Source organism: Limosilactobacillus reuteri subsp. porcinus, assembly GCF_036621895.1.
Taxonomy (GTDB): Bacteria; Bacillota; Bacilli; order Lactobacillales; family Lactobacillaceae; genus Limosilactobacillus; species Limosilactobacillus reuteri_J.
In genome coordinates this window covers 52487-65019 of record NZ_LN887421.1, presented here as the reverse complement: position 1 = coordinate 65019, position 12533 = coordinate 52487, and the positions used below count along the sequence as shown (strand labels likewise).

Genomic DNA, 12533 nt, shown 5'->3' with positions numbered 1-12533 from the left:
TCTTGTTCATCGGTGCAGTACTTTGCCTTAGACTTCCTTCAGATTCCACCTCACAGTGGACACCCTTGTCCTCAGCTCATGGTTCCGACTACTACGGCCCATAGCGGACTCTCACCGCCTAGCTAATACCCATGCCGGGCGCACATAAATAAAAAAGAGATTGGATAAATTCCAGTCTCTTTTTTATTTAGTATTATTGCAAGTAGCGTTTAAACGCAACTGTTAAGGGTTTATACAAGATAAAATAACAACCAAAATTACCAACCGCATGATAGAAATCAAATAGCAAACCACTTAGCCAGTACGCCATAAAAGCAGCCCAGCCCCCATATATCGACATTCCTAAACTAACTATAAATCCGTATTCAAAACCTAAAAATGTCGCTAAAATTAATTGAAGAGCGAAATGCTTCTTTAAGGGTGTTGCTTTAGCTAATCCTGCTACTGTAACAACACAGACTACATATGCTAAAATTTGCGGAATCGTCCATATACCAAATCCCAGTAAGAGATTTGATAGAACCATTATCATTACTGCTAACGATATTCCAAAACCAATTCCCAACATTAAAGTTGCAATCATAATTAGATCAGTAACTGGCTGCACATTAGGAATTGGAATAATCTTAAATACTCGTAAAACAGTTCCTAAAGCAGCAAGCATGGCAATTAATGTCATCCGTTTAACTTGATCATGCTTACTAACAACCTGCGATCGCGCTTTCATACTATTCCGCCTTATCTAGTGTAAATTGTACCTTATCATTATTCTTAAGAGTTTGCTGATTAGCTAACTTATTTACTTTTTTACCGTTTACTGTGTATGTCCAGTAAATACTCTTCTTTTGGTTTTCTTTTCTACCATCAATTGAAGTAATGAACCCCTTTGCTTCTTCAACTTTCCAATTCTTTTTTAATCCGGTAATTACTTTATCGTTTTTCTTTAAAGTAGTATTTTTTGTGGCAACAGTCTTCTTACCTTGTTTAAGAGTATAGGTAACTTTTATTGTATTATTACTCCCCTTTTGATCTTTATTTGTATATCCAGTTAGCATAAAAAATGCCAAAAACATAGCTAAGATACAGCTCAAAACTTTAAACTTTTTCATAAATTATTGCCTCCTGCGCCTTCTTTTGAAAGCGCTATAGTTTTTTTACAACTTAAAAGTACAATTACTTAGGAGAAAGTTCAATAGTTTATTAAAAAGCAGACAAATAAATTCTACTTTTTTCATGATTAATAAAAAAGTAGAATTTTATCCTGAGTTTTTTTAGTTTTTGTCAAAATTAGCACTTTTATGTTTAGAAAATAACAAAATTTAGTTTTTACAACTAATTAGGCTTTGCTAAAGCAATCGTAATAATAGCATTTTGCTCTTTTAGTATTTTTTTGGAGTTTATGGAATGAAATTGAAGTCCATCTCCTGCAATGTATTCATATTTGTGAGCATCGCCTTCAATCCATCAAGCCATGGTAAGAGCATCATGGCCCCACTTCCTTCACCAACACACATATTAATATCAATATAAGGATCAAGACCGAGAGCATCAAGAACAATTCGAGATCCTTGTTCCTTTGATTTATGGGTAGGGATCATATAATTTACTACTCCTGGCTTGATTGAATTCGCTAGTAATGCTGCTGAATAAGATAAAAAGCCATCAAGAAGAACTGGTTTGTTCATTGCACCAGCTGAAAGCATTGCTCCCGCCATGGCTCCCAATTCAAGTGCACCAACTTCACTTAGGACTGTAATCGGGTCTGGTGATTCTTTTTCTTTCAATCCCGCCCGTTCAAGACTACTATTAACAACATCAACCTTATGTTTTAAGCGCTTATCAGAAATATTAGATCCGCGTCCAACAACTTCTGCTGCTGACTTATTCAAAAGTGCAGCAATTATTGCAGAAGCAGCTGTAGTATTTCCCATCCCTAGTTCACCGGTAGCAATTACTTGATTCCCCTCTTCAAATGCCTTCATCCCCATATTGAAACCATATTGTAAAGATTCTCTTGCTTCTGCTATCGACATTGCTGATTGATGGAGCATATCTTCAGTTTCATGGCGGATTTTATGAACTTTAACCAACGGAAAATTTAAATCTGTTTTAATTCCGATGTCATAAACCTGTAAGTCACACTTAAAGGCTTTTGCTAATACTGCAACCGTAGTATGTCCTTTCATCATATTAACTGCCTGAATCGCTGTAATTTTTTGCGGACTAGCAGAAACTCCTTCATGGACAACGCCATTATCTGCTGCAAAAACTAAGCATTTTCGTGGTGTAAGATCAAAATCAGTTGTTCGATAAATTCCTGCTAAGTGATCAGCAAGTTCTTCTAAGCGTCCAAGTCCTTTTACCGGCTTAGCAAGATTATCCATTTTCTGCTGCATTGCGCTCATTTTCTCTTTATCAAGCGATCGTAATTTTATTTCATCAAATTTCATTTTAATTTTCCCTCTCATAATGCCATAAGTTATCTAAAACATTTTCAAGTACGTGCTTTTTCCTATCAGGATATATAACTTTTAATCCCTTTTTTTGGATATAATTACCGGTATTTTCTCCTAAAACATAGTAATTAATATTGCGATACTCATTACTATCCACTCTCGTCATAATTTCAAACATTCGATCGAAATTCGAAATACTCGTAACTAATGCGCTTGTAATATGCCGTTTCATAAAAATTTTAAGCGCTTTTCCTTCATGTTCTTTATCCCATGTATTTTTATAAACTATAATTTTACATCCCCAAAAGTCAGAATAGTATTTCTCTGCTTTATCTCCAATAAGCCAACAAATATCCGTAATATGCTTGCTCTTCAATTCTTCTAATAATGATTTGCGATTCTCACTTGGAGCAACTTGGATAGGATTAGTAACTTTCTTTTCCAAACTTTGCTCAATTTTTTTACTAAGAACATAAATTGTTGCCGTTGAATTTAGTTTTTTTAACTGATCGCAAAATACCTGTGCGCCAAAAAGACTGGTAATTGCCAGGAACTTACTATTTTGTAAAAGTTCTTTACTTTCTCGCGTCAAATTAACCGCTTTCAAAATTCGAAATGGGAAATAAATCACATCATCTTTTTGTTCTAGCTTTATTCGCCAATATACCGGAACTTTATTCTTAGGATAAGTAATCAAAATTGCCATTTTATTATCTCCTCATATTTCTCTAAACATATTTTTATTGGTTAAGATACCAATTCTGAACAATACCATTTTTTATATTAATAATACTATAACAAGATGCCGGAAATTTAAGCGAATAAAAGTCCGCTGTTGGATCAACTAATTCTTGATAAATAATTCTAATAGAACCTAAATGGGCGACAATAAATACTACATCATTTTCCATCGTATGATCTAATAACCACCGCAAACCATAATTTACCCGCTCTTTAAAATCACTAAACGCTTCTATTGTGGGAGGAGTATAAGTTAATGGTGCTGCTAACCACTTTTCCCATTCATCTGGATAGCGCTCTTCTATTTCATCTGCATCTAACCCCTCCCAATCACCAAATCCTTTTTCAGCAAAATCCGGTAATATGATTGTGGGAACTGTGGGACGCTGTTCTTTTAATGGTGCTAATGTTTCTGTTGTTCGTTTTAAATTAGTCACAACAAATACTGTTGGATATAACTTATTCACTTTTGTTGCTAATAGCTTTGCTTGTTCTTTTCCTTTTTCATCAATCTTCACATCAGCAGTACCATAAAATTTTCGTAAACGATTAAATTCTGTTTCACCATGCCGAGCTAAAATTAATTTCATAATCCAAACCTCGTCAATATCGTAAGGACAACCAAAAAGATTAGTGGCGACAAACTTGCAAATGCGCCTAAAGTATCTCCCGGCGTTCCTCCTAATACTTTTGTAATTTTTCTTCGATAAAAAATTGCTATTATTGGGATTGCCAGATAGCTTATTAATCCCTGCCAAGAGAAACATAAACCTATTATTATAATGGAAAAAAGTTGTGCAACGATAATTCGCCACGTACTTATTCCTAACCAAATATTTGAAAGACCATGTTTATTTTTGGGATAAACCATTTTATAAAATAATAAAGACAAACCGGTTTTAGTCAGCATCGTCAAACAAATGGTCAATAAAACCATGTGCAATAAATTAAAATACAAACTAATAATAATTCCTAGTCCTATTACTAATACATAATAATATAGTAATGCAAGGCTTCCCATTGTCCCCAGTCTACTGTCTTTCATGATCGTATAAATTTTATCTGACGTTCGCGATGAAAAGAAGCCATCCGCGGTATCCGCTAATGCATCCAAATGAAATCCACCCGTTAATAGGCCGTCAGTAACCCAGTAAAGGATCCATGCGAACCATACAGGGAATAAGTATGTAAATCCCCAAAAGATCAGTCCTTCGATACATCCTAATAAAAAACTAAATAATGTAATGTATTGAATACTAGTTTTAAATTTATTAGTAGCATCATCAACTGGGATTGGAATATTTAACTTTGTAAAAAATTGACCAAATAAAATCAATGAATCTAACATAACTTCACCTACTTTAACTTCTGAGCAATCCCACTAATAACAAAATAAACACTATCGGCTTCTTTAGCGATTAATTGGTTAACTTCACCATATAAGTCACGCAAAATTCTTGTTTGTTTCGTAGCCGGTACAACTCCCAAACCAACTTCATCACTAACAATAACCATCGATTGTTTACTACTATCAAGGGCGCTTAATATTTTTTCCCAGCTATCAAGAATCTTTTTCCGGATATTCGCTATTTCCTGGGAGGAAGCTGCCTCTAAATATTCATCAACCTTATCTGGTGTTGTTTTGGCAAGAACAAGATCATAAAAAAGATTTGTGACTAGCATAATAGCATCATCAAGGAGGTAGCCATCTTGAGAATTAGTTTTAATGAGCTCGTCTATTTGTTGATATTGTTCACACGTTATCCATTTACTTGACCGACGTGCTTGATGACGCTTAATTCTTAGCTGCATTTCACCGTCTGGATTTTTCACTACTCCAGTTGCAATATAGCAAATTTTTTCATCACGTGAATATAAATGTTCTGCAAACTCTGATTTGCCGCTCTTTGCTCCACCCAGGACGAAAGTTAAATTACTTTTTCTCATTTTTTCCACTCTTTCAAAAAAGGCCGTGACAACTATTGCCACAGCCCTCTAAATATTCTATTTACTTGGTTGCTGCATTAAATGCTGCATCAAATGCTGCAATTGTCTTTTCAATGTCCTCATCGGTGTGTTTAGTTGAGATAAAGTTAGTTTCAAATTGTGATGGTGCCACATATACACCATGAGCTAACAATTCCCAGAAGCACTTTTCAAATAACTTCTGATCACAAGCTTTAACATCATCAAAATTATTAATTGAATCACTGTTGTAGAAGTAGCTCCACATTGTACCAACATGATGAACCGTCATTGGTACACCATATTTATCAGCCGCCTGTTTAATTCCTTCTGTTAGAGCAGTAACTTTTTTGTCCATTTCGACATAATCATCTGGTGTTAATTGTTCTAAAGTACTGATTCCACCGGTCATTGCTAATGGATTACCAGATAATGTTCCAGCATGATAAATATCCCCAGCAGGTGTAATGTTTTCCATAATTTCACGACGTCCACCAAAAGCACCAACTGGAAGGCCGCCACCGATTACTTTACCTAAAGTTGTTAGATCTGGCGTAATGTTGACTAGGCTTTGAACTCCATGGTATGCTGCCCGGAAACCCGACATGACCTCATCAAAAATTAAAAGTGCGCCATGTTCATTCGTAACGTCACGTAAAGTTTGTAAGAATTCTTGTGTTCCCGGAATAACACCCATATTTCCGGCTACTGGCTCAACAATCGCACACGCAATCTCATCACCACGTTCAGCGAAAAGCTTCTTAACACCTGCAACATCGTTATAGGCAACGGTAAGTGTATCATAAGCTAGATCATCAGGAACACCAGGTGAAGTATTGATCCCAAAAGTTGCTAATCCTGATCCAGCATCAACTAATAGTGAATCACTATGGCCATGATAGTTTCCTACGAATTTAACAATCTTTTCACGATGCGTATAACCCCGCGCTAATCGGATCGCACTCATTGTTGCTTCTGTTCCAGATGAAACCATCCGAATCATTTCAATTGATGGCATAATCTTGTTAACAATTTTTGCCAATTCAGTTTCTTGAAGGGTTGGTGCCCCGTAGCTCGTTCCTTTAGCAACCGCCTTATCTAGCTCTGCAACTACATGATCATCTGCATGTCCTAAAATTAGTGGTCCCCACGAAAGAACATAATCAATGTACTTATTACCATCAATATCATAAATATATTCGTTCTTACCGTGGTCAATAAATAAAGGATCGCCACCAACATTTTTAAATGCTCGTACAGGGCTATTTACCCCGCCTGGCATATACTTTTGTGCTTCCTTAAAAGCTGCCTTTGATCTTGTTGTATTTAATTTACTCAAAATAAACCCACCTAACAAATTAAAGTTTTTTAGCAACATCCTTGGCAAAGTAAGTAATAATTAAGTCTGCCCCAGCTCGTTTCATTCCAACCAAACTTTCATAAACTATCTGGTCCTCATTAATCCAGCCATTAGCTGCAGCTGCCTTAACCATTGCATATTCACCGGAAACATTATATGCAACTAGTGGTAATAAAGTATGGTTACGAACTTCACGCATAATATCTAAGAAGGCCATTGCTGGTTTAACCATCACAAAATCAGCACCTTCTTTTTCATCACTAGCTACTTCACGCAATGCTTCTAGGCGATTAGCTGGATCCATTTGGTATGTTTTTCGATCTTTAGGTCCTTCTTTAGGTGAACCATCAGCAGCGTCACGGAATGGACCATAAAATGATGAAGCAAATTTTACAGCATAGGACATAATTGGTGTATTTTTATAACCTGCTTCATCAAGTCCCTGGCGAATCGCTGCAACATATCCATCCATCGCATTAGACGGTGCAATTATGTCGGCTCCAGCTTTTACTTGACTAACTGCCGTTCTAGTTAGATATTCTAATGATTCATCGTTCAAGATTACACCATCTTTAAGAATCCCACAGTGTCCGGTACTTGTGTATTCACATAGACACGTATCTGCAATAACGATTAATTCTGGGTAATTCTTTTTAATTAACCGGATTGCTTGTTGAACAATACCATCATCTTCCCAGGCACCGGTTCCAACTTCATCCTTCTTTTCTGGAACACCAAAAATAATAATGGATTTAATCCCCAATTCAACGATTTCCTTAATTTCATCAAGAATTGAATCCAAACTATAACGATAAATTCCTGGCATTGATGAAATTTCTTCCCGGCCATTGATTGTTGCATCAACAAAGACTGGCATAATTAAATCATCCTTGTTTAGATGTGTTTCCCTTACCAAATCACGCATGGCAGCGTTAGTACGTAAACGACGATGACGATCAAATTGCAACATAGTCCCTATTCTCCTTCAATAATTCCAAATTTATCCTTAGCCAATAATTGATCGGCCACAGTTTTACCGACTCCAGGATTATTGGCAGGTACTTTTGTTTCTTTTATAACATGTTCACCATTAGGGGAAGCGATCAATCCATCAAATAGGATCTGTCCATTTTCTGCATAGGCATGACCACCAATTGGGAAATCGCAACTTCCACCCAATTCCCGCATAAATTCACGCTCAATCTGTACACAACTAGCTGATTCTTCATCATTAATTTGATCAAGCATTTGGCGAATTCTAGCGTTATTTTTTCGGCATTCAATTGCTAGGCAGCCTTGCCCAACTGCTGGCATAATATATTTTTGCAGGTTCAAAACATGATAACCGCTTAAATCAACATTTAATCTTGTTAGCCCCGCCTTAGCTAAAACAATACCATCAAGCGTTTCTGTGTCTATTTTCTTTAATCTAGTATCTATATTACCCCTAATAGGTATAATTTTTAAGTCTGGTCGGATACTTAATAATTGTCCTTGGCGACGTAAACTATTAGTTCCAACGCGTGCACCTTTAGGAAGGTCATTCAAAGATGAAAAATTTTGCCGGCTGACTAAACAATCATAGGAAGATACTCGTTTCGGAAATGCCCCTAGAACTAATTCTTCTGGAAGGACTGGCATCACATCTTTTAGACTATGAACTGCAAAATCAATCGTGCCATCTTTTAGTTCGTCTTCAATCTCTTTAACAAAAACACCTTTCCCGCCGATTTTGGCAAGACTAGCATGCCGGTTGCGATCCCCTTCAGTAATCACGTTTTTTATTTCAAATTCTATTTCTGGAAAAAGCTTTTCCAAACTAGCAATTACCAATTTTGTCTGTGCCATTGCTAGTTTACTTTTCCGACTACCAACAATTACTTTATTCGTCATTATTTTGATTCTCTACTTTCAAATTATCCATACCAAAAATTTTACAGAAAAAGTCGATATCAGCCGTAGCACCTGGAGTTACTGATAGTTCCTTAATTTCTTTAATTGGTCCCTTGATCATTTGGTTAACAATACTTTTCATATGCTTACTAATTACTTTTCGTTCATGCGCATCTAATTCAGGTAACTTGCGGAGTAAACTATCATATGCCTCGCCTTCAATCCTCAACGAATGCTCCCGTAAGCCTCTAATCACTGGAACAATATGCAGCTGCTTTTCCCAAATATAAAAGCCATTAACTTCTTGGGGAATTTCATTAGCAATTTTTTGAATCATTACTCGTCGTTTTTCATCATTGGAGTTTAAAATCATATGCACATGATCAATATCATAATATTTTAATTTCGTACTGTTAATTGCTACATTTCGTGGAACACCAAGGTCAACAATCATCGTACTCGTTTGTTCATTGGCCTTAAATAACGGTTGCTTAACCGTAGCTGCAAAAATAGCGGCATCAACATTATTTACGACAGCTGCAAGCTGGTCAAATGGACGTGCTTCAACTACTCCTTGCAGTTCTGTAGCCACCTGCTCAGCCTTGCTATCTGTCCTGTTGAGCAATAACACTTTACTAAAGCCCATGTTGCTTGCATTATATGCAGTATGTTTTCCAATTTGTCCTAGTCCAACAACTGCTAAGGTCTTACCATCAAGCGAGCCAAACTGTGTCTTAATCTGATGAAGTCCTACTTGACCTGACGACTGTGCTAATTCACTGACACGGTATTTTGTATGCATTCTTTTAGAAAATGTAATTGCTTGCCGAAATAAGTGATTTAAAATTACGCCAGTAGTTCCCTCCTCTGTTGCAATCTGAAAAGCATCTTTCATCTGACCTAGTATTTGCGGTTCTCCCTTAATTAAAGAATCCAAGCCAGTGATTACTTTAAATAAATGCTCAGCAGTAGCTTCTTTTGTCGTAACGGTAACAAACTTTGTAAAGTCATCAATTGTATAATGGAACCATTCTGCTAAAAAGCGTCTGATATAGTAACGACCTGTATGTATTTGGTCCACAACCGCATATACTTCTGTTCGATTACACGTTGAGACCAACAAATTTTCCAGAATACTCTTCTCATCGTTTAATAGCTTATCTGCCTTGGGGACTTCTTCTTTTGTAAAAGAAAACTTTTCTCGTAAATCTAATGGTAATTGATGATAATTTAAGCTTACACACATCAAATACATTTTTATTCAAACTCCTTATGAAATTTTTGGCTTATCCATTCTTTAATCTCATTTTTCATTTTTTTAGCTGCACTTGGAGACTTTCCCATTGTTGAGACACTAATAAACATGTCATTGGTCTTAATCGTTGCTAGATTATAAAAGTCTGAATTAGTCTTATCACTAGTATTGTTCACTAGTTGAAAATGAGTCGCCTCTTTTTTTACCTGATCATTAACTGCCCTATCATCAGTACAAGTAATAATAATATCCATGTTTTCAACATATTTTCGCTGGTATTTATCCGGTATCCAATTAATTTGGGTAGGTTGTATTTCAGGTGACAGAAGAGGACTAATAACAGTTGGGCGAATCCCGGCTGCCAATAACTTATTTATTTTACGATATGCAACTTTTCCTCCGCCGACAACAGCTACATTTTTATCGGTTAAGTTTAAGATAATTGGATATGGAGATTGCATAATTTATCATCCTTTATTATTTCGTTGAGTCTTGCAATATTTGATTAAACTTATCCATATCAACATTCTGGGCAAATAGTTGGGCTAATTTTTCATATTGTTGATCTTTATAATTACTAATCGAAACAGTAGTATCTACCAATGGTGCCATCCCTTTTGCTGCGCGAATCCGGTTTAACAAGTGTCGCGTCCAATAAGGATTATCAAAGATTCCGTGAAGATAGGTACCGATTACAGTTCCATCAGTACTAACTGCTCCGTCCTCACGATTTTCTGGTTGACCGTTTGTCTCCTGGATTGTTGAGAATGGTGTTGAGTTTGGACCACATTTTGTTGTTCCCATATGAATTTCGTAACCTTTTAAAATATAATTATTTCGCCTAGCAATCGCCTGAGTTGTTGTCTTTTTTTCATTAAAAGTTGTTTCTGTATCAAGTAACCCGAGACCTTTTTGTTCTTTAATTGGCGACTCAATCGCTGTGGGATCATACAACATTTGTCCTAAAATCTGATACCCCCCACAAATACCAATGACCATACTTCCGTCCTGATGAGCACGTAAGATTGCATCTGCAAGGCCATTTTTACGTAAGGCTACTAAATCTTCATTCGTATTTTTACTTCCCGGAATAATTAATAAGTCGGGAGTACCAAGCTCATTTGCTGTTAAGACATACCGGATTGAAACGTCCGATTGAATTTTCAAACTATGAATATCCGTAAAATTAGAGATCTTATCAAGATCGATTACTGCAACATCCAGGTCTTTTTGCTTATCCTTTTGTCGTGGCTTACGAGTTAAGGATACGCTATCTTCTTCATCAATATCAACGTTACTCATTGGCAAAACACCAATCACTGGAATTCCTGTAAGTTTCTCAATCATCTTGTTCCCAGATTCTAGCAGGGACTTGTCACCGCGAAACTTATTAATAATTATTCCTTTAATTCGCTGCTGGTCTTCTCGAGGCATTAATTTAATCGTTCCATAAATTGAAGCAAAGACTCCGCCCTTATCAATATCTGCAACAAGGATTACTGGTGCATCAGCCATTCGCGCCATCCCCATATTAACAATGTCGTTTTCATTTAAATTGATTTCCGCGGGACTTCCTGCTCCTTCTAAGACCATCACATCGTTTTCAGCAGCTAATGTATTATACGCTGCCATAATCTGTGGGATTAGTTTTTTCTTGAATCGATAATAACTAACCGCATCCATATCTTCCAACACTTTCCCCATTACAATAACCTGAGAATCTTTGTCCGTAGATGGCTTTAATAAGATTGGGTTCATCCGGACATCTGGCTTAACTTTTGCTGCTTCTGCTTGAAAAACCTGCGCCCGGCCCATTTCATCCCCTTTATCAGTAATAAATGAGTTCAAAGCCATGTTTTGCGACTTAAATGGTGCAACCTTTTGACCACGATTAGCCAAGATTCGACAAACTGCTGCGGCCAACCAGCTTTTCCCAGCGTCAGATGCCGTTCCTTGAAACATTATTGACTGCACTGTCATGACATTTCCTCCCCTAAATTTAATCTATGTACTAAAGGCTGTTTTTATAAAGTTCGGCCTTTGAGTTTTTATATGTTTACTTACCTTGTTTGGCAAATAATTCCTGTTCCGTTGTATATAAAGGCAATCCTAATTTTTGATGAATCTTAACTAGCCACGGTTGTTCCAAGTTATTTTCCCTTAATAACTGTTCATCATTAAAAACATTTTCCCTATTTCCCTCTTTAAGGATCCGGTTATTCCCCAAAAGGTAAAAATAATCACACATTTCATACATAAAATCCATATCATGACTGGAGAGAATTATTTTTTGACCATTGGCAATTAACTTTTTTATCAACTTTTTCATTCTTAGCCTACCATCTGGGTCCAAGCCAGAAGTCGGCTCGTCAAGTAAGATCCATTCTGAGCCAATCACCATAATACCAGCAATGGCAACCCGTTTTTTCTGACCACCACTAAGGTATTGAATAGGTTGATCCTTTAAGTTAGAGATATCTAATTCACGTAATACTCTTTCGACACGTTGCTTAATTTCATCATTAGAAACTTTCAAATTTCGCAAAGCAAACGCAACGTCATCTTTTACTATTGAGTAGAAGATTTGCTGATCAGAATTTTGAAAAACAATCCCCACCTTGCGCCTTAAGTTACGTAACCCTTTCTTGGAATAGTCTACCTTTTTCCCATCAACTAAAATTTCACCAGCTGTTGGTCTTAATTCACCAACCAAATTCAGGAAAAGCGTTGATTTCCCCGCTCCATTATGTCCGATGATGCCAATAACTGATTGGTTATCTTGGCCGAGCTTCATCGAAATATCGTCCAAGATTTTATGCTTATCATCATAGCTAAAGCTGACATGCTTTAATTCAATCATTAT

Annotated in this window: 14 protein-coding genes; all 14 read right to left on the bottom strand. The window is 36.5% G+C overall.

The annotated features are described in order from the left end of the window. Positions 1–193: 193 nt before the first annotated feature. The gene (locus AACL61_RS06355) at positions 194–727 is read right to left on the bottom strand and encodes an ECF transporter S component (RefSeq protein WP_339111139.1); all 534 of its coding nucleotides are present in this window, start codon (positions 725–727) and stop codon (positions 194–196) included. A 1-nt stretch (position 728) separates the two neighbouring features. Continuing rightward, positions 729–1109, bottom strand: a complete 381-nt coding sequence (locus AACL61_RS06350; protein WP_102816722.1) for a DUF4430 domain-containing protein — start codon at positions 1107–1109, stop codon at positions 729–731. Between the two features lie 288 nt (positions 1110–1397). Beyond that, positions 1398–2450: a nicotinate-nucleotide--dimethylbenzimidazole phosphoribosyltransferase gene (gene cobT / locus AACL61_RS06345; protein ID WP_180977152.1), complete on the bottom strand. Its 1053-nt coding sequence runs from the start codon at positions 2448–2450 to the stop codon at positions 1398–1400. Position 2451: 1 nt separating this feature from the next. Next, positions 2452–3162, bottom strand: a complete 711-nt coding sequence (locus tag AACL61_RS06340; RefSeq protein ID WP_102816724.1) for a uroporphyrinogen-III synthase — start codon at positions 3160–3162, stop codon at positions 2452–2454. Between the two features lie 34 nt (positions 3163–3196). After that, positions 3197–3787 carry a histidine phosphatase family protein gene (locus tag AACL61_RS06335; protein WP_102816725.1) on the bottom strand — a complete coding sequence of 197 codons (591 nt, stop codon included), beginning with the start codon at positions 3785–3787 and terminating at the stop codon, positions 3197–3199. Further along, positions 3784–4545, bottom strand: coding sequence for an adenosylcobinamide-GDP ribazoletransferase (locus AACL61_RS06330; protein ID WP_102816726.1), 762 nt, complete (start codon positions 4543–4545; stop codon positions 3784–3786). The genes AACL61_RS06335 and AACL61_RS06330 overlap by 4 nt, the downstream gene beginning before the upstream one ends. Positions 4546–4553: 8 nt before the next feature. Then, on the bottom strand, positions 4554–5144 hold the full coding sequence (locus tag AACL61_RS06325) for a bifunctional adenosylcobinamide kinase/adenosylcobinamide-phosphate guanylyltransferase (RefSeq protein WP_102816727.1): 591 nt from the start codon (positions 5142–5144) through the stop codon (positions 4554–4556). A gap of 61 nt (positions 5145–5205) precedes the next feature. Next, the gene (gene hemL, locus AACL61_RS06320) at positions 5206–6540 is read right to left on the bottom strand and encodes a glutamate-1-semialdehyde 2,1-aminomutase (protein ID WP_102816728.1); all 1335 of its coding nucleotides are present in this window, start codon (positions 6538–6540) and stop codon (positions 5206–5208) included. Next, a complete protein-coding gene (hemB, locus tag AACL61_RS06315; protein ID WP_102816729.1) occupies positions 6521–7492 on the bottom strand; it encodes a porphobilinogen synthase in 972 nt (323 codons plus the stop codon). Before hemB ends, hemL begins: the two co-directional genes overlap by 20 nt. Before the next feature lie 5 nt (positions 7493–7497). Then, entirely contained in the window at positions 7498–8415 is a 918-nt protein-coding gene (gene hemC, locus AACL61_RS06310) for a hydroxymethylbilane synthase (protein WP_339111138.1), read from the bottom strand. Next, positions 8405–9670: a glutamyl-tRNA reductase gene (gene hemA / locus AACL61_RS06305; protein WP_102816731.1), complete on the bottom strand. Its 1266-nt coding sequence runs from the start codon at positions 9668–9670 to the stop codon at positions 8405–8407. The genes hemC and hemA overlap by 11 nt, the downstream gene beginning before the upstream one ends. 2 nt (positions 9671–9672) lie before the next feature. Continuing rightward, complete coding sequence (locus AACL61_RS06300) at positions 9673–10131, bottom strand: precorrin-2 dehydrogenase/sirohydrochlorin ferrochelatase family protein (RefSeq protein WP_102816732.1); 459 nt, start codon at positions 10129–10131, stop codon at positions 9673–9675. A gap of 16 nt (positions 10132–10147) precedes the next feature. Then, positions 10148–11650: a cobyric acid synthase gene (locus AACL61_RS06295; protein WP_102816733.1), complete on the bottom strand. Its 1503-nt coding sequence runs from the start codon at positions 11648–11650 to the stop codon at positions 10148–10150. Between the two features lie 76 nt (positions 11651–11726). Beyond that, positions 11727–12530, bottom strand: coding sequence for an energy-coupling factor ABC transporter ATP-binding protein (locus AACL61_RS06290; RefSeq protein WP_102816734.1), 804 nt, complete (start codon positions 12528–12530; stop codon positions 11727–11729). Between the last annotated feature and the right edge of the window lie 3 nt (positions 12531–12533).